The organism is Arthrobacter sp. 01L42 (assembly GCF_056400005.1).
Window position 1 is genome coordinate 29003 of sequence record NZ_JBFTSL010000024.1, and the last position, 21468, is coordinate 50470.

Below are 21468 nucleotides of genomic sequence, written 5' to 3' on the forward strand. Positions count from 1 at the left end.
TTTTTGATTGATTGGCTGGTGCCACCCGACCCCAAAAGGGCACAACGGGGCAGACAACCAACAGACAACACTACGCCATCGCGGCCCGATTGTTAAATCCGAAGTTAAATCCGCCCATCGTAGCGCACTCAGCGTCCGTACGCACCTAGCGTCCCGGCCGCCGTCGTCACTGCCTCCGCCTGCGAGATCCCGTCGAGGATGGCCAGCCGGACGACGTCGGCGGCCGCGCTCTGCAGGGTAATGAGGCTGACCTGCCGGGCCGCCGGGGTGCTGCGGTCAAGCGCGACGGCGCCCGTCGCCAGCGCGAACACGGTATCGCCGTCGGCGAGGGTGTGGCTTGGATTCAAAGCCCGGGCCAGTCCGGCATGGGCCGCCGAGGCGGTGCGTTTGCAGTCCGCCTTGTCCAGGACGGCGTCCGTGGCGACGACGACGAGCGTGGTGTTGAGCGGCGGGGGCGTACCGCCAACGCCGTAGTCTGCGGCTTCGGCCTCACCTCCCGCCCCAACAGCCGAAACCCTCTGCGTGCTCGCTCCTTCGTCGCTTAGACGCACGCTGCCGGGTTCCGCCTGCTGCGGCGATGTGCCCCACGGCAGTCCGAGCGCGTTGACGACCGCAATGGCGCCGACGGTCACCCCGTTTTCTAGGGTGAGGGAGGCTGTGCCCACTCCCCCTTTGTACGTGCCCCTGCCGATTGCCGCTCCTGTGCCGGCGCCGACGTTGCCGCGTTCGACGTCGTGCCCTTCCGGCTGCCCGGCGGCGGCGGCCGTCGCCGCGTAGCCCATCGCCTCTCCGGGGCGGGCGGAGAAATCGCCGCCGCGGCCCAGATCGAAAATCGCGGCCGCCGGCACTATCGGAACAAGCCCGCCGGGGACCGTGAAGCCTCGGCCGTTCTCCTCGCACCAGCGCATGGCGCCGCCCGCGGCTGCGAGGCCAAAGGCGCTGCCCCCGGTCAGGACCACGGCGTCCACGGTCTGGGACAGCGTGGTGGGATCCAGTGAGTCCGTCTCATGCGTCGCAGGCCCGCCGCCCCGGACGTCGACGGAGCCGACGGTGCCTGGCGGCGGGAGAACCACAGTCACTCCGCTCAGCCAGCCGTCGCCGGACTTCTGGACATGGCCTATCCGGATGCCGGCCACGTCTGTGATGGCTCCTGTTGCTCCCATGGCTCCATTGTGCGCCCCGGCTGACCTGCGACACGCAAAATCCCTGGCGCTACCGTATTCCGGTGTCGCCAGGGATTTTGAGCGTCGCCAGAAATCCCGCGAGTCGCCTTGTAGTTCGGGCCTAGGGAATCGGGACGGGCACGACGCCGAGCGGCGCCAGTTTCGCCGCTCCGCCGTCAGGTGCCGAGAGGACCCAGATCCCCTTCTCGTGCACGGCCACCGAGTGCTCCCACTGGCAGGAGCGCTTGCCATCCGTGGTGACGACGGTCCAGTCGTCGTCCAGGATTGCGGTCTCGATGCTGCCCCGGACCAGCATGGGCTCGATTGCGAGGCACAGCCCCGGGCGGATCTTCGGCCCGCGGTGGCCGGTGCGGTAGTTCAGCACGTCCGGCGCCATGTGCATCTCGGAGCCGATTCCGTGCCCTACATAGTCCTCCAGGATGCCCAGCGGTTTGCCCGGCACGGAGGAGACGTAGTCGTCCACGGCGTTGCCGATATCGCCCACGAATTTCCCGGTGGCCAGGGCTGCGATGCCACGCCACATGGCTTCCTCGGTAACCTCGGAGAGGCGAACGTCTTCGGGATCGGCGGTGCCGACAATCACGGTCCGCGCCGAATCGGAGTGCCAGCCGTCCACGATCGCACCGCCGTCGATCGAGATGATGTCGCCGTCCGCCAGGACCCGGCCGCCGGGGATGCCGTGCACCACTTCTTCGTTCACCGAGGTGCAGATCGTGGCCGGGAACCCGTGGTAGCCGAGGAAGTTGGACTTGGCGCCGGCGTCCTGGAGCACGGCGGCGAAGACCTCATCCAGCCGGGCAGTGGTGACGCCGGGGGCCGCGGCGGCCACCGCTGCATCCAGTGCCCGGCTCAGGACCAGTCCGGCCTCGTGCATCGTGCGCATCTGGGCGTTGGTCTTGTATTCAATGCGTGCCTGGCCGAATGCCATCGCTACCTCAAAATTTTCTCTCGCGGTCCGGGCGGGCTGGATCCCGGGCCTCCACCATGGGTCATCAACCCAAGTCTTCAAGCTCTATTCTCCCGTACCGGTTCAACGGTTCGGAACGGGCTCGCTGCGGTGCCGCCCAACGCCGAAGGGCGCGTCCCGTACCCGATGGTACGGAACGCGCCCTTCTGCACTGCGTCTCTGTTCTGCGTCAGCCGCAATGAGCATGCGTGGATCAGGGGGTGAGGATCAGGCGGCCTGGGCCGACTTGATCGCTTCCATGACGCGCTCGGTGACTTCGTCGATGGCACCGATGCCGTCCACCTGGGTCAGGATGCCGCGTTCGGCATACTTGGCCACCACAGGTTCGGTCTGCTCGTGGTACAGGTCCAGCCGGTGACGGATAACGCCTTCGTTATCGTCGCTGCGGCCAGTTTCCTTGGCACGGCCCAGGAGGCGGGTAACCAGCTCCTCGTCGTCAGCGGTGAGCTGGAGCACGACGTCGAGCTTCTGGTCAGCGCCGGCGAGGATGTCTTCGAGGTAGTCCACCTGCGCGGTGGTGCGCGGGTACCCGTCGAGCAGGAAGCCTGCCTCGACGTCGTCCTCATTGAGGCGGTCGCGCACCATCTTGTTGGTGACGCTGTCCGGGACGAAGTCGCCGGCGTCCATGTACTTCTTGGCTTCGACGCCGAGCGGAGTCTCACCCTTGACGTTGGCGCGGAAGATGTCTCCGGTGGAGATCGCAACGACGCCGAGGCGTTCTGAAATGCGTTCCGCCTGCGTTCCCTTGCCGGACCCGGGAGGTCCGATAATCAACATTCTCGTCATCGCAAAAGCCCTTCGTAGTGACGTTGCTGTAGTTGCGCATCAATCTGCTTCACGGTCTCCAGACCGACGCCCACCATGATCAGGATCGAGGTGCCGCCGAACGGGAAGTTCTGGTTCGCGTTAATCAGGACCAGTGCAACCAGCGGGATCAATGCCACGAAGCCGAGGTAGAAGGCGCCGGGCAGGGTGATCCGGGATAGGACGTACTGAAGATAGTCCGCGGTCGGCTTGCCGGCGCGGATGCCCGGAATGAAGCCGCCGTACTTCTTCATGTTGTCCGAGACCTCTTCGGGGTTGAAAGTAATCGCAACATAGAAGTAGGTGAAAAACACAATCATGGCGAAATACAGTGCCATATAGATCGGGTGGTCGCCCTTGGTGAGGTTGTTGTTGATCCACTCAACCCAGGGCTGTACCGGCTCGCCGGCCTTGGGCTGGTTGAACTGTGAGATCAGCCCCGGCAGGTAGAGCATGGACGAGGCAAAGATGACGGGCACGACGCCGGCCATGTTCACCTTGATGGGGATGTAAGTGCTGGTTCCGCCGACCGTGCGGCGGCCGATCATCCGCTTGGCGTACTGCACCGGGATCCGGCGCTGGGACTGCTCCACGAAGACCACGAGCGCTACGGTGAGCAGGCCGATGATCAGGACCAGGAAGAACGTGCCGGGGCCCTGGGCCTTCCAGATCGCACCGAGCGAGCCGGGGAAGCCTGCGGCGATGGACGTGAAGATCAGCAGGGACATGCCGTTGCCGACGCCCTTTTCCGTCACGAGCTCGCCCATCCACATGATCAGGCCTGTGCCGGCCGTGAGCGTGATGATGATCAGGACCGTGGTGACGATCGAGCTGTCCGGGATGATGGGCAGCTGGCAGTTAGGCAGCAGCTGGCCGGAGCGTGCCAGCGACACCAGTGTCGTGGCATTGAGCAGGCCAAGTGCGATCGTGAGGTAGCGGGTGTACTGGGTCAGCTTTGACTGCCCTGACGCGCCCTCCTCGTACAGCTGCTGGAAGCGGGGAATGACCACCCGGAGCAGCTGGACGATGATGCTGGCGGTGATGTACGGCATGATGCCGAGGGCAAAGATGGACACCTGCAGCAATGCACCGCCGCTGAACAGGTTGACGAGCTGGTAGATCCCGCCCGAGGTCTGACCGTTGTGCAAGCATTGCTGGACATTCTGGTAGCTCACACCAGGCGAGGGGATGAAGGCACCCAAGCGGAAGATAGTGATGATTCCCAGCGTGAACAACAACTTGCGTCGCAGATCAGGCGTGCGAAAGGCCCGGCCAAATGCGCTAAGCAAGCGTCCTCCTGAGTAATAAGTAAAGTCGTGTGAGACAGGTCAAATAAACCCAACAACCGAGTCTAACGGGTGGATGCGCCCCGCGAACAATCGGCGGGGCCCGGAAAATGAAAAAAACTCCCGGCACCGGGGGCCTGAGCCCCTGGTACCGGGAGTTTCAACAACGGGCAACTGCCCCGCCGCCTCGTTAGAGGGCGGTGGTGCTTCCGCCTGCTGCAGCAATCTTGTCAGCAGCGCTGGCCGAGAATGCGTGGACGGTGACGTCAACCTTGACGGTGATGTCGCCGGTGCCCAGCACCTTGACGGGCTGGTTCTTGCGAACGGCACCCTTTTCGACCAGGTTCTCCACGGTGACAGCGCCACCTTCCGGGAACAGCTCGTTGAGCTTGTCCAGGTTTACAACCTGGTACTCAACCCGGAACGGGTTCTTGAAGCCGCGCAGCTTCGGCAGGCGCATGTGCAGCGGCAGCTGGCCGCCGGCAAAGCCAGCCTTGATCTGGTAGCGGGCCTTCGTACCCTTGGTACCGCGACCAGCGGTCTTACCCTTGGAACCTTCACCACGACCAACACGGGTCTTGGCGGTCTTGGCACCCGGGGCGGGACGCAGGTGGTGAACCTTCAGTGCGTTCTGCTTCTCAGCGGCGCCCTGTGCCTTTTCGGCGGTGTTCTTCTCTGCCATTTACTTCGCCTCCTCTACCTTTACCAGGTGCGGAACCGTGTTGAGCATCCCGACGGTCACGGCGTCGGCGGTGCGGACAACGGTGTGTCCGATCCGCTTCAGGCCGAGGGACCGCAGGGTGTCGCGCTGGTTCTGCTTGCCGCCAATGGCGGACTTGATCTGAGTGATCTCCAACTTTGCGTCGGAGACAAGCACGTTCTTAGCCATGACTCAGACACCTGCCTTCTGGTTCAGGAGCGCCTTGACCATTGCCGGCGGGGCGATCTCGTCGAGCGGGAGGCCGCGGCGTGCTGCCACTGCTGCCGGCTCTTCGAGGCGCTTCAGCGCGTCAACGGTCGCGTGAACGATGTTGATGGCGTTGGAAGAACCGAGCGACTTGGAGAGGATGTCGTGGATGCCCACGCACTCCAGTACTGCACGGACCGGGCCACCGGCGATAACACCGGTACCGGCGGAAGCCGGGCGCAGCATGACGACGCCTGCGGCGGCCTCACCCTGAACGCGGTGGGGGATAGTGCTGCCGATGCGGGGAACGCGGAAGAAGGACTTCTTGGCCTCTTCAACGCCCTTCGCGATAGCGGCAGGAACTTCCTTTGCCTTGCCGTAGCCGACGCCGACCATGCCGTTGCCGTCACCGACGACGACGAGGGCGGTGAAGCTGAAGCGACGACCACCCTTGACGACCTTGGAAACGCGGTTGATGGTTACGACGCGCTCTACGAACTGGCTCTTCTCGGCCTCGCGGCCGCCGTCACGGCCACCACGGCCGCCACGGTCGCCACGGCCCTGGCCGCGGTCGCCACGCTCGCCACGACGAGCGCCACCACGGCGGTCGTCAGTGGTAGCAGGCGCAGCGGTCTCAGTTGCCGGAGCAGCTACAGCTTCAGTCACCTGAATGTCCTTTTCGTTATTTTCGGTCACAGTGCCAGCCCACCTTCACGTGCGCCGTCAGCGACGGCGGCGATCCGGCCGTGGTACTTGTTACCACCGCGGTCGAAGACAACTGCTTCGATACCGGCAGCCTTGGCACGCTCGGCGACCAGTTCGCCAACGCGCTTGGCCTTGGCGGTCTTGTCACCGTCGAATGCACGAAGGTCGGCTTCCAGTGTGGAGGCGCTTGCCACGGTCAGGCCCTTGGTGTCATCGACAACCTGGACGAATACGTGACGTGCGGAGCGGTTGACGACCAGACGCGGGCGTACAGCCGTTCCGGAGATGCGCTTGCGGATACGAAGCTGGCGGCGGCTGCGCTGGGCAGACTTGCTCTTGTTCGTACGCTTCTTGTTAATTGCGATCGCCATGGTTACTTACCAGCCTTTCCGACCTTGCGGCGGATGACTTCGCCTGCGTAACGGATGCCCTTGCCCTTGTAGGGGTCCGGCTTCCGCAGCTTGCGAATGTTGGCAGCAACCTCGCCGACCTGCTGCTTGGAGATACCTGAAACAGAGAGCTTGGTCGGGGTCTCAACTGCAAAGGTGATGCCGTTCGGTGCCGAGACGTTGACCGGGTGGCTGTAGCCCAGAGCGAACTCCAGGTCAGAACCCTTGGCCTGGACGCGGTAACCGGTACCGACAATCTCAAGCTTCTTCTCGTAGCCTGCGGTGACACCCTGGATCATGTTGGCGATCAGGGTGCGGGTCAGGCCGTGCAGCGAACGTGAGGCGCGCTCGTCGTTCGGGCGGGCGACAGTCAGGGTGCCATCTTCCAGGGAAACCTCGATCGGGCTGGCCACAGTGTGGCTCAGCTCGCCTTTGGAACCCTTGACGCTGACGACAGAGCCGTCAACCTTGACCTCAACGCCGGCAGGAACGGTGATGGGGAGACGTCCAATACGTGACATTATTCTCTTCCTTTCCCGTTACCAGACGTAAGCGAGGACTTCGCCGCCCACGCCCTTCTTGCCGGCCTGCTTGTCAGTCAAGAGGCCGGAAGAGGTGGACAGGATTGCGACACCCAGGCCACCGAGCACGTGCGGCAGGTTGGTGGACTTTGCGTAAACGCGCAGTCCCGGCTTGGAAATACGACGAACGCCAGCGATTGAACGCTCGCGGTTCGGACCGAACTTGAGCTCGAGGGTCAGCTTCTTGCCAACCTCAGCGTCTTCTTCTTTCCAGGAGGCGATGTAACCTTCAGCCTTCAGGATGTCGGCAACGCGTGCCTTGAGCTTGCTGTACGGCATGGTCACGGAATCGTGGTATGCCGAGTTAGCGTTGCGCAGACGCGTAAGCATGTCTGCGACGGGATCTGTCATTGTCATGTGGGCTCTTGCCCTTCCTCATAACGGTTTCCGCCGTGCTGGTTGTCCCGAACAGAATTCGGAAAGGAGCGCGGGCGGACCTTTTACGTAGCTAGATTAGTCTTCGGTCTTGAACGGGAAGCCAAGCGCCTTCAGCAGCGCGCGGCCTTCGTCGTCGGTCTTGGCAGTGGTCACGACGGTGATGTCCATACCGCGAACGCGGTCAATGGAATCCTGGTCGATCTCGTGGAACATAACCTGCTCGGTCAGACCGAAGGTGTAGTTGCCGTTGCCATCGAACTGCTTGCCGCTGAGGCCACGGAAGTCGCGGATACGCGGCAGGGCCAGCGTGACCAGACGGTCCAGGAATTCCCACATGCGGTCCCCACGCAGAGTTGCGTGTGCACCGATCGGCATGCCTTCGCGCAGCTTGAACTGTGCGATCGACTTGCGGGCCTTGGTTACCTGCGGCTTCTGGCCGGTGATCAGGGTCAGATCGCGGACAGCGCCGTCGATCAGCTTGGAGTCCTTGGCGGCATCTCCAACACCCATGTTCACAACGACCTTCACCAGGCGGGGAACCTGGTTGACGTTCTGGTACTTGAATTCCTCAGTCAGCGTGTTCTTGATGGAATCGGCGTACTTGGTCTTCAGACGAGGAACGATCTTGCTTGCCGGAGTCTCGAGAGTCTCAGTCATTAGATGTCCTTCCCTGAGCTCTTGGCCACGCGGACGCGCACGTCACGCTTCACGCCATCGCGCTCAACGGTCTCGGTGCGGAAACCGACGCGGGTGGGCTTCTTGGTGGACGGGTCAACCAGAGCCACGTTGGAGATGTGGATCGAAGCCTCGACGACCTCGATGCCACCGGTCTTGGTGCCGCGCTGCGACTGACCGACCTTGGTGTGCTTGGTTACGCGGTTAATGCCTTCAACCAACACGCGGTTGGTCTCCGGGTACACGCGCAGAACCTTGCCCTGCTTACCCTTGTCGCCGCCGCGCTCAGCCTTGGCGCCAGTGATGACCTGAACGAGGTCACCCTTTTTGATCTTAGCCATGGACTAGAGCACCTCCGGAGCCAGAGAAACGATCTTCATGAACTTCTTGTCGCGAAGTTCACGACCAACCGGTCCGAAGATACGGGTACCGCGGGGGTCACCGTCGTTCTTCAGGATGACGGCTGCGTTCTCGTCAAACTTGATGTAGGAACCATCCGCACGGCGGCGTTCCTTCTTGGTACGGACGATGACAGCCTTGACGACGTCGCCCTTCTTTACGTTGCCGCCCGGAATTGCGTCCTTGACGGTAGCGACGATTACGTCGCCAATGCCTGCGTAGCGACGGCCAGATCCACCGAGAACGCGAATGGTAAGGATTTCCTTAGCACCCGTGTTGTCGGCGACCTTGAGTCGCGACTCCTGCTGAATCACTATTTACTCCTTGCGTCGCGCTGGTTCTCAGACCGAAAATCTTCCTACGGAATGAGCCTTGCGGAACGGTTGATCGGGGTGTCTCTTGACCTGCCTGGATTTTGCCAGACCAGGCCTAAACGCCCGTGCCAAAAACATTTGCTTCCCAGGCGGTTCCCGACGAGTCGGGGCGCAAGGGGGCACTATGCCGTGGCACGATTGTTTACGAGGTTGATGACGGCGCGCAAAAGGCGCCATACAAACTCAAAATCTTAGCACGTTTTGGGCGTATCCCCATATCACAGCCAGGGAGCCCGCACACCCCTCCCGCGCAGCCGCCACGCCGCCACGCCGGACAGGCTTTGGGCCCGCCCGCCGCCGCGCACCCCGGGAACCCGGCCCGCCGGCGTCGTAAGCCCCCCAGTCGTAAGCCCCCCAAAGGCTGCTTCGCGTGACGAGCACGGTAGACGGCTGCCGCCGGTCGCAGGCTGCCGGCTGCGGCGGCTGCCGGCAGCGCAGAAGCCCCCGCTCCCCCAAAGGGGAACGAGGGCTTCCGCTGTATCACCAGACAAAAAGGTGCAGGTGTTACTTGGCCTTCTCGAGGATCTCGACCAGACGCCACCGCTTGGTAGCGGACAGCGGGCGGGTCTCGGCGAGGAGCACCAGGTCGCCGATGCCGGCGCTGTTCTCTTCGTCGTGAGCCTTGATCTTGGCGTTGCGGCGGATGACCTTGCCGTAGAGGGCGTGCTTCACGCGGTCTTCGACCTGGACAGTGATGGTCTTTTCCATCTTGTCCGAGACGACGTAGCCGCGCTTCGTCTTACGGTAACCGCGCTCGTCAGCCTTGGCTGCGTCGGAAACAGTTTCCGTCACGTTCTCGTCCTTTTCACTCACTTGGCATCCTCCTCGGATTCAACCGTTTCAGCCTTCTCAGCCTTCTTGGTTGCAGCCTTCTTGGACTTCTTCTCTTCCTTGGCTTCCACAACCGGTGCGGCAACCTCGGCACGAATGCCGAGTTCGCGCTCACGGAGAACGGTGTAGATGCGGGCGATGTCCTTCTTTACCGCGCGCAAACGACCGTGGTTCTCCAGCTGACCGGTGGCGGACTGGAAACGCAGGTTGAACAGCTCTTCCTTGGCCTTGCGGAGTTCTTCAACGAGACGCTCGTTGTCGAAACCGTCCAGCTGTGCGGATGCAAGTTCCTTGGATCCTACTGCCATTTCTACTCACCACCTTCGCGACGCACAATGCGTGCCTTCAACGGCAGCTTGTGGATTGCCAGGCGCAGGGCCTCGCGAGCTACCTCTTCACTGACACCGGAGAGTTCGAAGAGAACCCGGCCCGGCTTGACGTTTGAGACCCACCATTCCGGAGAACCCTTACCGGAACCCATGCGGGTTTCGGCCGGCTTCTTCGTCAGCGGACGGTCCGGGTAAATGTTGATCCAGACCTTTCCGCCACGCTTGATGTGGCGGGTCATCGCGATACGGGCAGACTCGATCTGACGGTTCGTGACGTAGGCCGGGCTCAGCGCCTGGATGCCCCACTCACCGAAGGAGACCTGGGTGCCGCCCGTAGCAGCGCCGGAACGACCCGGGTGGTGCTGCTTACGGTGCTTGACTCGACGTGGGATAAGCATTTAAGCCTGTCCTCCTTCTACTGACTGTGCCGTGCCTGCGGCACCGGCTTCGACAGCCGGAGCTTCGGCGGCAGGTGCTGCCTCGGCTGCGGGGCGGTCGGGACGACGGCGGCGGTCACCACGGTCGGCGCCACCCGGGCGGCCCGGGCGGTCGCCGGCACGGCCACGGGACGGAGCAGCAGCTGCCTGCTGAGCCAGTTCCTTGGCAGTGACGTCGCCCTTGTAGATCCAGACCTTCACGCCGATGCGGCCGAAGGTGGTCTTGGCCTCGTAGAAGCCGTAGTCGATGTTCGCACGCAGGGTGTGCAGGGGCACACGGCCTTCGCGGTAGAACTCCGAGCGGGACATTTCTGCGCCGCCCAGTCGACCCGAGCAAGCGATCCGGATGCCCTTGGCACCGGCGCGCTGTGCGGACTGCATGGCCTTCTTCATCGCACGGCGGAAAGCCACGCGGGAAGTCAGCTGCTCTGCAACGCCCTGGGCAACAAGCTGGGCTTCCATCTCGGGGTTCTTGACCTCGAGGATGTTCAGCTGAACCTGCTTGCCCGTGAGCTTCTCAAGCTCGCCGCGGATGCGGTCTGCTTCAGCGCCGCGGCGGCCGATGACGATGCCCGGACGTGCCGTGTGGATATCCACGCGGACACGGTCGCGGGTGCGCTCGATTTCGACCTTGGCGATACCGGCGCGCTCCATGCCCGTGGACATGAGCTGGCGGATACGGATGTCTTCGCGAACGAAGTCCTTGTACCGCTGGCCGGCCTTGGTGCTGTCGGCGAACCAGTGCGATACGTGATCGGTGGTGATGCCGAGTCGGAACCCGTGCGGGTTAACTTTCTGTCCCACTTAGCGAGCCTCCTCTTTCTCCGGGGTAGCGACTACCACGGTGATGTGGCTCGTGCGCTTCTTGATCTGAAATGCACGACCCTGGGCTCGCGGCTGGAACCGCTTCATGGTCGGGCCTTCATCAACAAACGCTTCGCTGATGATGAGGTCACCTTCGTCAAACGCCACGCCGTCGCGGTCCGCGAGGACCCGGGCGTTGGAGATTGCCGACTGAACTACCTTGAATACCGGCTCCGAAGCTGCCTGGGGGGCAAACTTCAGAATTGCCAGAGCCTCATTCGCTTGCTTACCACGAACAAGGTTGACGACGCGCCGGGCCTTCATAGGCGTTACGCGGATGTGACGCGCAATTGCCTTGGCTTCCATTGCTTTCCTTCTCTCGTCTTTGACGTAAGTGCAGGCGCCTAGCGGCGCTTGCCCTTACGGTCGTCCTTGACATGGCCGCGGAATGTCCGCGTGGGAGCGAATTCGCCGAGCTTGTGCCCGACCATCGACTCAGTGACAAACACGGGGATGTGCTTGCGTCCGTCGTGTACGGCGATCGTGTGGCCGAGCATGTCGGGGACGATCATCGAACGGCGGGACCAGGTCTTGATGACGTTCTTGGTGCCCTTTTCGTTTTCCCTGGCTACCTTTACAAAGAGGTGCTGGTCAACGAAAGGACCTTTTTTCAGGCTGCGTGGCATGTGTCCAGGCTCCTATCGCTTGTTCTTGCCAGTACGACGGCGACGAACAATAAGCTTGTCGCTCTCTTTGTTGGGACGGCGGGTGCGGCCTTCGCGCTTACCGTTCGGGTTGACGGGGTGACGTCCACCGGACGTCTTACCCTCGCCACCACCGTGGGGGTGGTCAACCGGGTTCATGGCGACACCACGGACGGTCGGGCGAACGCCCTTCCACCGCATACGGCCGGCCTTGCCCCAGTTGATGTTCGACTGCTCGGCGTTGCCGACCTCGCCGACGGTTGCGCGGCAGCGCACGTCAACGTTGCGGATTTCGCCGGAAGGCAGACGCAGCTGGGCGAAACGGCCTTCCTTTGCAACGAGCTGGATCGATGCGCCGGCGGAGCGGCCCATCTTGGCGCCGCCACCCGGACGCAGTTCGACTGCGTGGATTACGGTACCGACCGGGATGTTGCGCAGCGGAAGGTTGTTGCCGGGCTTGATGTCAGCGTCGGCGCCGGCCTCTACGAAGTCGCCCTGGGACAGCTTGTTCGGGGCGATGATGTAACGCTTGGTGCCATCAACGTAGTGCAGGAGGGCGATCCGAGCCGTGCGGTTCGGGTCGTACTCGATTTCGGCAACGCGGGCGTTGACGCCGTCCTTGTCGTGGCGACGGAAGTCGATCAGACGGTACTGGCGCTTGTGTCCACCACCCTTGTGACGGGTCGTGATCTTACCGGAGTTGTTACGGCCACCCTTTTTCGGGAGGGGACGTACCAACGACTTTTCCGGCGTCGACCGCGTGATTTCAGTGAAGTCCGCTACGCTCGAGCCGCGACGGCCCGGGGTAGTCGGCTTGTATTTACGGATTCCCATAATTTATTTCCTCGTTAAAGTGGTCTCCGCTATGAAAGCGGACCGCCGAAGATGTCGATAGTGCCTTCTTTGAGGCTCACAATTGCACGCTTGGTGTTCTTGCGGGTACCCCAGCCGAATTTGGTGCGCTTGCGCTTACCGGCACGGTTGATGGTGTTGATCGATTCGACCTTGACGGAGAAAATCTTCTCCACGGCCAGCTTGATCTCGGTCTTGTTCGAGCGGGGGTCCACCAGGAAGGTGTACTTGCCCTCGTCGATCAGGCCGTAGCTCTTTTCCGAGACAACGGGTGCAAGCACGACGTCGCGCGGGTCTTTGATGGTGGCTGCACTCACTTGGCATCCTCCTCGTTCTTTGCAACCTTGTCAGCAACGAATGCTTCGTAGGCAGCCTTGGTGAAGACTACGTCGTCGGAAACGAGAACGTCGTAGGTGTTCAGCTGGTCTGCGTACAGAACGTGAACTTCCTCGAGGTTGCGCACGGACAGTGCAGCAACATCGTTGGCGCGCTCAATGACAACGAGCAGGTTCTTGCGCTCGGAAACTCCGCGCAGGGTTGCCAGTGCTTCCTTGGAGGACGGCGTGGAGCCGGCAACCAGGTCAGCAACGACGTGGACGCGGCCGTTGCGGGCGCGGTCCGAGAGTGCGCCGCGCAGTGCAGCAGCAATCATCTTCTTGGGGGTGCGCTGGCTGTAGTCACGCGGCGTGGGGCCGTGGACAACGCCACCACCGGTCATGTGAGGAGCACGGATGGAACCCTGACGGGCGCGGCCGGTGCCCTTCTGCTTGAACGGCTTGCGACCTGCACCGGAAACCTCGGCGCGGGTCTTGGTCTTGTGGGTACCCTGGCGAGCAGCAGCGAGCTGGGCAACGACGACCTGGTGCAGCAGCGGCACGTTGGTCTGTACGTCGAAGATCTCTGCAGGCAGGTCAACCTTGACAGTGCTAGTCATTGAACTAGGCTCCCTTCACGGCGGTGCGTACGAGTACGACCTGGCCGCGGGCGCCGGGAACGGCGCCCTTGATCAGGAGCAGCGACTTCTCGACGTCAACCGCGTGGACCGTGAGGTTCAGCGTGGTGTGACGAACGGCGCCCATGCGGCCGGCCATTTTCATGCCCTTGAAGACGCGGCTCGGGGTGGATGCGCCACCGATTGAACCGGGCTTACGGTGGTTCTTGTGGGCACCGTGGGAAGCTCCAACGCCGTGGAAGCCGTGACGCTTCATAACACCGGCGAAGCCCTTACCCTTGGTGGTGCCAACGACGTCGATCTTCTGGCCGGCTTCGAAGAGCTCTACGGAGAGCTCCTGGCCCAGCTCGTAAGAGTCAGCATCTGCAGTGCGCAGTTCTACGACGTGGCGGCGAGGCGTGACGCCTGCCTTTTCAAAGTGACCAGCCAGCGGCTTGGTGACCTTGCGGGGATCGATCTGGCCGTAGCCGATCTGAACGGCGACATAGCCATCAGTTTCTGCGTTGCGCAGCTGCGTGATGACGTTCGAGTCAGCCTGGACCACAGTGACGGGGATGAGCTTGTTGTTCTCGTCCCAGACCTGGGTCATGCCGAGCTTCGTGCCCAGCAGGCCCTTTACGTTACGGGTTGCGGTCATAGTCTCTCAGCACCTCCCTACAGCTTGATTTCGATGTTCACGTCGGCCGGCAGGTCGAGACGCATGAGCGAATCAACAGCCTTGGGCGTGGGGTCGATGATGTCGATAAGACGCTTGTGCGTGCGCATTTCGAAGTGCTCGCGGCTGTCCTTGTACTTGTGCGGAGAGCGAATAACGCAGTAAACGTTCTTCTCCGTCGGCAGCGGCACGGGGCCAACTACAGTTGCGCCTGCGCGCGTGACCGTCTCAACGATCTTCCGTGCTGAAACGTCAATGACCTCGTGGTCATATGACTTCAGCCGGATGCGGATTTTTTGTCCCGCCATGTCGCCTGACTCTCTTTCAGTCTGTGCTTCCCCTGATTAGGGCTGCCCTGTTCACTTACTAGTTGTATGGCTGCCGAAGCATTTGAAGTCGTGACTACCACCCGCCGCACAAGCTGAATCCGGAAGGATCCGGGTTCCTCAACCTGCCGACGCAACCGACCCCCGCGGTCGGGCGTGTCGCATGTTTTCACACGTACGCGTCCGCAATTCCATGGGGAGTGGGTTATGTTTGGTCTCTCACTTGGACCCTGGCATCCGGCATTATCCGGATCGGGACGCGAAAGAGCGCTTGAACAACTCATCTAGTATGCCGGAATTTGCGGGCAGAAGCGAATCAGCCCTCTGCACGGCGGTGCAATCACTGCCGGAGGGCCATTGTCCTGAATCGCCGTCGAATGGATGATAGGGGCATGACTGTGCAGGACTCTGTAGCAGTTCAGGCCCTCGCCGCACGCCTGAGCCCGGGATTCACCCTGGGTGTTTCCTCCGCGGCCTTCCAGATCGAGGGCAGCCTTGCCGCCGGCGGCCGCGGCCCCTCCGGCTGGGACGCCTTTGCCGAAAAGCCCGGCAACATCCTGCACGGGCACTCCCCCGCCGTGGCCTGCGACCACTACAACCGCGCCGAGGAAGACATCGAACTGATGCGGGATCTCGGGATCGATTCCTACCGCTTTTCGATCTCGTGGCCGCGGGTCCAGCCCGAGGGCAGCGGCCGCTTCAATGCGGCCGGGCTGGACTTCTACGACCGCCTGATCGACCGGCTCCTCGCCGCCGGCATCTCCCCCATGGCCACTCTCTACCACTGGGATACGCCGCTGCCCCTCGAGCACCGGGGCGGCTGGATGAACCGTTCGACGGCGGAACGGTTCGCCGAGTACAGCGCGGCCGCCGGCAAGCGGTTCGGCGACCGCGTGGCGCAGTGGGTGACGCTGAACGAGCCCGCCTCGGTTACCCTGAACGGCTACGCCCTGGGCGTCCACGCACCCGGCCGCGGCCTGCTCTTCGATGCCCTGCCGTCGGTGCGGCATCAGCTCCTGGGGCACGGGCTGGCGGTTCAGGCGCTGCGCGCGGAGGGCGTCGCCGGCGCCGTCGGCGTCACGAACCTGCATTCCCCCGTCCGGCCTGCTTCCGGTTCGCCAACAGACAGGATGCTGGCCAGGGTGTTCGACTTCGTGCTGAACCGGCTCTACGCTGACCCGATCCTCCTGGGCCGCTTTCCCCGGCTGCCGCTGATCGCCCGGCCGTGGTTCCGTTCAATGCGGAGCATCAGCGACGCGGACCTGGCCACGATCCACCAGCCGCTGGATTTCTACGGCCTGAACTATTACTACCCCGTGAAGGTGGCCACGGGACGCGGCGTTGACAGCCCCTCGGCAACCGCGGAGGCGATGCTGAAAGTCCCGTTCCACATGGCCGCGTTCCCGGAGTATGAACGCACAGGATTCGGCTGGCCGGTCGCTCCGGACCATCTGGGGATCCTGCTCCGGGAGCTGAAGGACCGGTACGGGTCCTCGCTGCCGCCGCTCTACATCACCGAGAGCGGGGCGAGCTTCCCCGAACCGGACCACGTCACCGGCCCCATTCCCGATGCCGGCCGGATCAGCTACCTCGCCGCACACCTCAGCCAGGCGGTGGAGGCGACCTCCCCCGGGGGCGTGGCCCACGACGTCGAACTGCTCGGCTATTACGTCTGGACGCTGATGGACAACTTCGAATGGGCGGCCGGCTACTCGCAGCGCTTCGGCCTGGTGCACGTCGATTTCACGAGCCTCAAGCGCACGCCGAAAGACTCGTACTACTGGTACCAGGCCCTCGCGCGGGCACGCCGGGCCTGAGCCCCGCCCGGCCGCTGCTACTGGTTGCGGTTGGACCTATTGATGCGCTTGGCGCGCTCGATCTCCTGGCGGAAGTGCCTCTTCGCCCAAAAGAACGCGACGACGACCGCGGCGGCGATCAACAGAAAAATGAACCAGCCCATGGTGAGCTCCCTTCCCTTCCTGCAAAGGTATCAGGAACTTAAAAGGAACAGCCCCGCTGCAAGTGCAGCGGGGCTGTTCCCGATCCTCTTCTCAGCTGCCAGACGGCTGGCTGATCAGGGGCAAAGCATCAGATCGGCAAGTAATTACTTGATGATCTTGGTGACGCGTCCTGAACCAACGGTGCGGCCGCCTTCGCGGATAGCGAAGCCGAGGCCCTCTTCCATTGCGATCGGCTGGATGAGCGCAACGGTCATCTCAGTGTTGTCGCCGGGCATAACCATTTCCGTGCCTTCCGGCAGGGTGATAACGCCGGTTACGTCCGTGGTGCGGAAGTAGAACTGCGGGCGGTAGTTGGAGTAGAACGGGTTGTGACGTCCGCCTTCGTCCTTGGAGAGGATGTAGACGTTAGCCTCGAAGTCGGTGTGCGGGGTGATGGAACCCGGCTTGACGACAACCTGGCCACGCTCGACATCGTCGCGCTTCAGACCGCGGAGCAGGAGGCCACAGTTCTCGCCGGCCCATGCTTCGTCGAGCTGCTTGTGGAACATCTCGATACCGGTAACCGTAGTCTTCTGGACCGGGCGGATGCCGACGATCTCGACCTCGGAGTTGATGGCGAGAGTTCCACGCTCGGCGCGGCCCGTAACAACGGTGCCACGGCCGGTGATCGTGAAGACATCTTCGATCGGCATCAGGAAGGGCTTGTCACGGTCACGTACGGGGTCCGGAACGGACTCGTCGACAGCAGCCATGAGGTCCTCAACGGACTTGACCCAGACGGGGTCGCCTTCGAGGGCCTTCAGGCCGGAAACGCGAACAACCGGAGCCTCGTCGCCATCGAAGCCCTGCGAGCTGAGCAGCTCGCGAACTTCCATTTCAACGAGGTCGAGGAGCTCTTCGTCGTCAACCATGTCAGCCTTGTTCAGCGCGACCAGCAGGTAGGGAACGCCAACCTGGCGGGCGAGCAGAACGTGCTCGCGGGTCTGAGCCATCGGGCCGTCAGTGGCGGCAACCACGAGGATTGCACCGTCCATCTGAGCAGCGCCGGTGATCATGTTCTTGATGTAGTCAGCGTGACCCGGAGCGTCTACGTGTGCGTAGTGGCGCTTCTCGGTCTGGTACTCAACGTGGGAGATGTTGATGGTAATGCCGCGCTGACGCTCTTCGGGAGCAGAGTCAATCGACGCGAAGTCACGCTTCTCGTTGAGAGTCGGGTACTTGTCGTACAGCACCTTGGAAATGGCGGCCGTCAGCGTCGTCTTACCGTGGTCAACGTGACCAATGGTACCGATGTTAACGTGCGGCTTAGTCCGCTCGAACTTTGCCTTTGCCACAGGTTCCTCCTAGAACGTTTTCAAATTGACTTACCCTTCGGCCGCGCTTGTCGCGGCAGAAACTCCAGTAAGTCTACTTGGGGGGCTTTGGATTGATGAAATTGCAGATTCAGGTACTAATGCTAGTGCCTAGAGCCTGTTCGTGCAGGCGGCCGAACTCCGGCCGGGCCGGACTACAGCTGACCGGAGTCCGGCCACTTGCACCAGATGTGTCTCCGCTGGCGGAGACGCACCCGAGTTTCTTGTTGCTGCGAGGCGTCTAGAAGACTACTCGCCGCGGTTCTTCTGGATGATCTCGTCGGCGACTGCCTTCGGGACCTCGGCGTAGCTGTTGAACGTCATGGAGTACACAGCGCGGCCCTGGGTCTTCGAGCGCAGGTCACCGATGTAGCCGAACATGCCGGACAGCGGGACGTGTGCGCGAATAACCTTGACGCCCTGGGCATCTTCCATGGACTGCATCTGGCCACGGCGGGAGTTGAGGTCACCGATAACTTCACCCATGTATTCCTCAGGGGTGCGGACCTCGACATCCATCAGCGGTTCGAGCAGGACAGGGTTCGCCTTGCGTGCGGCTTCCTTGAAAGCCATACGGCCGGCGATCTTGAACGCCATTTCCGAGGAGTCAACATCGTGGTAAGCGCCGTCAATCAGCGTCGCCTTGATGCCGACAACCGGGTAACCGGCCAGGACGCCGTCGTTAAGCGCATCCTGGATGCCGGCGTCGACCGACGGGATGTACTCGCGCGGAACGCGGCCACCGGTGACCTTGTTCTCGAACTCGTACAGCTCGCCACCTGAGGTGTCCAGCGGCTCGATCGCGATCTGGATCTTTGCGAACTGGCCGGAACCACCGGTCTGCTTCTTGTGCGTGTAGTCGTGACGCTCTACAGCACGCTTGATGGTTTCGCGGTAAGCAACCTGCGGCTTGCCAACGTTTGCCTCGACCTTGAATTCGCGGCGCATGCGGTCCACCAGGATGTCCAGGTGGAGCTCGCCCATGCCGGCGATGATGGTCTGGCCGGTGTCCTCGTTGAGGGAGACCTGGAAGGTCGGGTCCTCAGCGGAGAGCTTCTGGATGGCCGTGGAGAGCTTCTCCTGGTCACCCTTCGTGTTCGGCTCGATCGCAACCGAGATCACGGGCTCCGGGAAGCTCATGGACTCGAGGACAATCTGGTTGGCCGGATCGCACAGGGTGTCGCCCGTGGTGGTGTCCTTGAGGCCGATCGCTGCGTAGATGTGGCCGGCGGTAGCGCCCTCGACGGGCATTTCCTTGTTGGCGTGCATCTGGAACAGCTTGCCGATGCGCTCCTTCTTGCCCTTGGTGGAGTTGACCACCTGCGAGCCTGCTTCCACGTGACCGGAGTACACGCGGACGAAGGTCAGCTGGCCGAAGAAGGGGTGCGCGGCGATCTTGAACGCCAGTGCGGAGAAGGGCTCTTCAGAGGAGGGCTTACGGGTAAGCTCCTTCTCTTCGTCGCGGGGATCGTGACCGATCATCGGCGGGACGTCGAGCGGGTTCGGCAGGTAGTCCACCACAGCGTCAAGCATGGGCTGAACGCCGCGGTTCTTGAATGCAGAACCACAGAAGACCGGGTAGATCTCAGAGTTGATCGTCATCTTGCGGATGCCGGCCTTGAGCTCATCGATGCTGATCTCTTCGCCCTCAAGGTACTTCTCCATGAGTTCCTCGGAGGACTCGGCAACGGTCTCAATGAGCGTTGCGCGGTACTCTTCGGCCTTCGCCTGGAGGTCAGCCGGGATCTCGCGGATCTCGTACTTGGCACCCATGGTGACGTCACCCTTGGCGTCGCCGGGCCAGACCAGCGAACGCATGTAAAGGAGGTCGACGACGCCGATGAAGTCGTTCTCGGCGCCGATCGGCAGCTGCATGACGAGCGGCTTGGCACCGAGGCGGCTGATGATGGTGTCGACGGTGAAGTAGAAGTCAGCGCCGAGCTTGTCCATCTTGTTGACGAAGCAGATGCGCGGAACGTTGTACTTGTCAGCCTGGCGCCAAACAGTCTCGGACTGCGGCTCCACGCCTTCCTTGCCGTCGAACACGGCGACTGCGCCGTCGAGGACGCGCAGGGAGCGCTCAACCTCGACCGTGAAGTCCACGTGGCCGGGGGTGTCGATGATGTTGATCTGGTTGTTTTCCCAGAAGCAGGTCACGGCGGCAGACGTGATGGTGATGCCGCGTTCCTTTTCCTGTTCCATCCAGTCAGTCGTCGAAGCGCCGTCGTGCGTTTCGCCGATCTTGTGGTTCACACCCGTGTAGAAGAGGATGCGCTCGGTAGTAGTGGTCTTGCCGGCATCGATGTGGGCCATGATGCCGATATTGCGGACCTTGCTAAGGTCGGTAAGCACGTCCTGTGCCACGGTGTCTCCCTTTCGGATGGACTGCACGTTCGCCGCCGGCTCAGTCGAGCCGGCGGCGTCCGGGAAGTATTACCAGCGGTAGTGTGCGAAGGCCTTGTTGGACTCGGCCATCTTGTGGGTGTCTTCGCGACGCTTCACAGCGGCACCGAGACCGTTCGAGGCATCCAGGATTTCGTTCTGGAGGCGCTCGGTCATGGTCTTTTCGCGGCGGGCCTTGGAGTAGCCAACCAGCCAGCGGAGGGCGAGGGCCGTGGAACGGCCCGGCTTGACCTCAACGGGGACCTGGTAGGTGGCGCCACCAACACGGCGGGAGCGGACCTCAAGCGAAGGCTTGACGTTCTCCATGGCCTTCTTGAGGGCTGCAACGGGGTCGCCGCCGGACTTGGCGCGAGCACCCTCGAGCGCACCGTAAACGATGCGCTCTGCGGTGGACTTCTTGCCGTCAACCAGCACCTTGTTGATGAGCTGGGTGACCAGTGGGGAGCCGTAAACGGGATCTAGAACTAGCGGCCGCTTGGGGGCCGGACCCTTGCGAGGCATATTACTTCTTCTCCATCTTTGCGCCGTAGCGGCTGCGAGCCTGCTTACGGTTCTTGACACCCTGGGTATCGAGGGCGCCACGGACGATCTTGTAGCGGACACCCGGAAGGTCCTTCACGCGGCCGCCGCGGACGAGCACAATGGAGTGCTCCTGCAGGTTGTGGCCCACACCGGGGATGTATGCGGTGACTTCAATGCCGCCGTTGAGGCGTACGCGAGCAACCTTACGCAGAGCCGAGTTCGGCTTCTTCGGGGTCGTCGTGTAAACGCGGGTGCAAACACCGCGGCGCATCGGGCTGCCGTTAAGCGCGGGAGCCTTGGTCTTTTTGACCTTAGGCGTGCGGCCCTTGCGGACCAGCTGGTTAATCGTAGGCACTCTCGTGTTCTCCGTTTTATCCGGAGCGGCCGTTGGCGGCCGCTCTCTTGTCGCTGCGCCTCGCCGCCCGAGCTTTGAAGTTCTCTCCAGAGCAGCTGAGGCGAAGCCTTAATAGTCGGACCGCACGCCGGGGTCCAAGGACTTTCGACCCGAACTGCCCCTAGGCATGCGAAAATGTGGCATACGTTGCACAAGAACCCTGCAAACCGGAAACGTCGTCCTGGTTGAACCTTTCAGCTGCAAGCTGTCTGGCTCAAACCGGCGCACTCATCCACTGCCACAATAACAATTAGTCTCAAGTCTAACACGGACCGGTCCCAGCCCTTAATCGGCGGG

30 protein-coding genes are annotated in these 21468 nt (G+C 62.4%); 1 reads left to right on the top strand and 29 read right to left on the bottom strand.

The genetic code is table 11. The features are described from left to right. Positions 1-128: 128 nt before the first annotated feature. From AC1DN2_RS18485 to rpsJ, 24 genes are all read right to left on the bottom strand, one after another. A complete protein-coding gene (locus AC1DN2_RS18485; protein WP_476851481.1) occupies positions 129-1163 on the bottom strand; it encodes a P1 family peptidase in 1035 nt (344 codons plus the stop codon). A 121-nt stretch (positions 1164-1284) separates the two neighbouring features. Beyond that, on the bottom strand, positions 1285-2112 hold the full coding sequence (map, locus tag AC1DN2_RS18490; protein WP_476851482.1) for a type I methionyl aminopeptidase: 828 nt from the start codon (positions 2110-2112) through the stop codon (positions 1285-1287). A gap of 246 nt (positions 2113-2358) precedes the next feature. Further along, positions 2359-2928 (bottom strand): adenylate kinase, encoded by a 570-nt coding sequence (locus AC1DN2_RS18495; protein ID WP_173403039.1) that lies wholly within the window; start codon positions 2926-2928, stop codon positions 2359-2361. A gap of 5 nt (positions 2929-2933) precedes the next feature. Next, positions 2934-4244, bottom strand: a complete 1311-nt coding sequence (gene secY, locus AC1DN2_RS18500) for a preprotein translocase subunit SecY (RefSeq protein WP_476851483.1) — start codon at positions 4242-4244, stop codon at positions 2934-2936. A gap of 187 nt (positions 4245-4431) precedes the next feature. Continuing rightward, positions 4432-4923 carry a 50S ribosomal protein L15 gene (gene rplO / locus AC1DN2_RS18505; RefSeq protein WP_018773677.1) on the bottom strand — a complete coding sequence of 164 codons (492 nt, stop codon included), beginning with the start codon at positions 4921-4923 and terminating at the stop codon, positions 4432-4434. Further along, entirely contained in the window at positions 4924-5130 is a 207-nt protein-coding gene (gene rpmD / locus AC1DN2_RS18510; protein WP_018773676.1) for a 50S ribosomal protein L30, read from the bottom strand. A 3-nt stretch (positions 5131-5133) separates the two neighbouring features. After that, complete coding sequence (rpsE, locus tag AC1DN2_RS18515; RefSeq protein ID WP_173403037.1) at positions 5134-5814, bottom strand: 30S ribosomal protein S5; 681 nt, start codon at positions 5812-5814, stop codon at positions 5134-5136. 26 nt (positions 5815-5840) lie between these two features. Beyond that, a complete protein-coding gene (gene rplR / locus AC1DN2_RS18520; protein ID WP_018773674.1) occupies positions 5841-6224 on the bottom strand; it encodes a 50S ribosomal protein L18 in 384 nt (127 codons plus the stop codon). Between the two features lie 2 nt (positions 6225-6226). Continuing rightward, positions 6227-6763, bottom strand: a complete 537-nt coding sequence (rplF, locus tag AC1DN2_RS18525) for a 50S ribosomal protein L6 (RefSeq protein ID WP_011692797.1) — start codon at positions 6761-6763, stop codon at positions 6227-6229. An 18-nt stretch (positions 6764-6781) separates the two neighbouring features. Then, positions 6782-7180, bottom strand: a complete 399-nt coding sequence (rpsH, locus tag AC1DN2_RS18530) for a 30S ribosomal protein S8 (RefSeq protein WP_018773673.1) — start codon at positions 7178-7180, stop codon at positions 6782-6784. Positions 7181-7276: 96 nt separating this feature from the next. Beyond that, complete coding sequence (rplE, locus tag AC1DN2_RS18535; protein WP_018773672.1) at positions 7277-7858, bottom strand: 50S ribosomal protein L5; 582 nt, start codon at positions 7856-7858, stop codon at positions 7277-7279. Beyond that, positions 7858-8217 carry a 50S ribosomal protein L24 gene (rplX, locus tag AC1DN2_RS18540; protein ID WP_028275000.1) on the bottom strand — a complete coding sequence of 120 codons (360 nt, stop codon included), beginning with the start codon at positions 8215-8217 and terminating at the stop codon, positions 7858-7860. The genes rplE and rplX overlap by 1 nt, the downstream gene beginning before the upstream one ends. 3 nt (positions 8218-8220) lie before the next feature. Continuing rightward, complete coding sequence (rplN, locus tag AC1DN2_RS18545) at positions 8221-8589, bottom strand: 50S ribosomal protein L14 (RefSeq protein ID WP_003803789.1); 369 nt, start codon at positions 8587-8589, stop codon at positions 8221-8223. 564 nt (positions 8590-9153) lie between these two features. Beyond that, on the bottom strand, positions 9154-9462 hold the full coding sequence (gene rpsQ, locus AC1DN2_RS18550; RefSeq protein WP_018773670.1) for a 30S ribosomal protein S17: 309 nt from the start codon (positions 9460-9462) through the stop codon (positions 9154-9156). Next, positions 9459-9788 (bottom strand): 50S ribosomal protein L29, encoded by a 330-nt coding sequence (gene rpmC, locus AC1DN2_RS18555; protein ID WP_018773669.1) that lies wholly within the window; start codon positions 9786-9788, stop codon positions 9459-9461. The genes rpsQ and rpmC overlap by 4 nt, the downstream gene beginning before the upstream one ends. 2 nt (positions 9789-9790) lie before the next feature. Beyond that, on the bottom strand, positions 9791-10207 hold the full coding sequence (rplP, locus tag AC1DN2_RS18560; protein WP_018773668.1) for a 50S ribosomal protein L16: 417 nt from the start codon (positions 10205-10207) through the stop codon (positions 9791-9793). Continuing rightward, on the bottom strand, positions 10208-11050 hold the full coding sequence (gene rpsC, locus AC1DN2_RS18565; protein WP_028275116.1) for a 30S ribosomal protein S3: 843 nt from the start codon (positions 11048-11050) through the stop codon (positions 10208-10210). Then, complete coding sequence (gene rplV / locus AC1DN2_RS18570; protein ID WP_003803798.1) at positions 11051-11416, bottom strand: 50S ribosomal protein L22; 366 nt, start codon at positions 11414-11416, stop codon at positions 11051-11053. A 38-nt stretch (positions 11417-11454) separates the two neighbouring features. Then, positions 11455-11736: a 30S ribosomal protein S19 gene (gene rpsS, locus AC1DN2_RS18575; protein ID WP_018773666.1), complete on the bottom strand. Its 282-nt coding sequence runs from the start codon at positions 11734-11736 to the stop codon at positions 11455-11457. Positions 11737-11748: 12 nt separating this feature from the next. Continuing rightward, positions 11749-12588 (bottom strand): 50S ribosomal protein L2, encoded by an 840-nt coding sequence (rplB, locus tag AC1DN2_RS18580; protein WP_026266473.1) that lies wholly within the window; start codon positions 12586-12588, stop codon positions 11749-11751. 29 nt (positions 12589-12617) lie between these two features. After that, positions 12618-12923 (bottom strand): 50S ribosomal protein L23, encoded by a 306-nt coding sequence (gene rplW, locus AC1DN2_RS18585; protein WP_018773664.1) that lies wholly within the window; start codon positions 12921-12923, stop codon positions 12618-12620. Continuing rightward, positions 12920-13540, bottom strand: a complete 621-nt coding sequence (rplD, locus tag AC1DN2_RS18590; protein ID WP_028275117.1) for a 50S ribosomal protein L4 — start codon at positions 13538-13540, stop codon at positions 12920-12922. The genes rplW and rplD overlap by 4 nt, the downstream gene beginning before the upstream one ends. Before the next feature lie 4 nt (positions 13541-13544). Continuing rightward, a complete protein-coding gene (gene rplC / locus AC1DN2_RS18595) occupies positions 13545-14195 on the bottom strand; it encodes a 50S ribosomal protein L3 (protein ID WP_003803812.1) in 651 nt (216 codons plus the stop codon). 17 nt (positions 14196-14212) lie between these two features. Further along, complete coding sequence (gene rpsJ, locus AC1DN2_RS18600; protein ID WP_003803825.1) at positions 14213-14521, bottom strand: 30S ribosomal protein S10; 309 nt, start codon at positions 14519-14521, stop codon at positions 14213-14215. 410 nt (positions 14522-14931) lie between these two features. On the opposite strand from rpsJ, the gene AC1DN2_RS18605 reads away from it, so the two are divergent. Beyond that, a complete protein-coding gene (locus tag AC1DN2_RS18605) occupies positions 14932-16356 on the top strand; it encodes a GH1 family beta-glucosidase (RefSeq protein WP_476851484.1) in 1425 nt (474 codons plus the stop codon). 17 nt (positions 16357-16373) lie between these two features. Here AC1DN2_RS18605 and AC1DN2_RS18610 read toward each other — a convergent pair whose 3' ends face one another. The 5 genes from AC1DN2_RS18610 to rpsL all read right to left on the bottom strand — a co-directional run bounded on the left by AC1DN2_RS18610 (position 16374) and on the right by rpsL (position 21132). After that, on the bottom strand, positions 16374-16499 hold the full coding sequence (locus tag AC1DN2_RS18610) for a hypothetical protein (protein WP_256860042.1): 126 nt from the start codon (positions 16497-16499) through the stop codon (positions 16374-16376). 144 nt (positions 16500-16643) lie between these two features. After that, positions 16644-17834: an elongation factor Tu gene (tuf, locus tag AC1DN2_RS18615; RefSeq protein WP_018773660.1), complete on the bottom strand. Its 1191-nt coding sequence runs from the start codon at positions 17832-17834 to the stop codon at positions 16644-16646. Positions 17835-18101: 267 nt separating this feature from the next. Next, the gene (gene fusA, locus AC1DN2_RS18620; RefSeq protein ID WP_079550516.1) at positions 18102-20216 is read right to left on the bottom strand and encodes an elongation factor G; all 2115 of its coding nucleotides are present in this window, start codon (positions 20214-20216) and stop codon (positions 18102-18104) included. 69 nt (positions 20217-20285) lie between these two features. Beyond that, positions 20286-20756: a 30S ribosomal protein S7 gene (rpsG, locus tag AC1DN2_RS18625; protein WP_011692813.1), complete on the bottom strand. Its 471-nt coding sequence runs from the start codon at positions 20754-20756 to the stop codon at positions 20286-20288. 1 nt (position 20757) lies between these two features. Continuing rightward, the gene (rpsL, locus tag AC1DN2_RS18630; RefSeq protein WP_018773658.1) at positions 20758-21132 is read right to left on the bottom strand and encodes a 30S ribosomal protein S12; all 375 of its coding nucleotides are present in this window, start codon (positions 21130-21132) and stop codon (positions 20758-20760) included. Positions 21133-21468 lie beyond the last annotated feature (336 nt).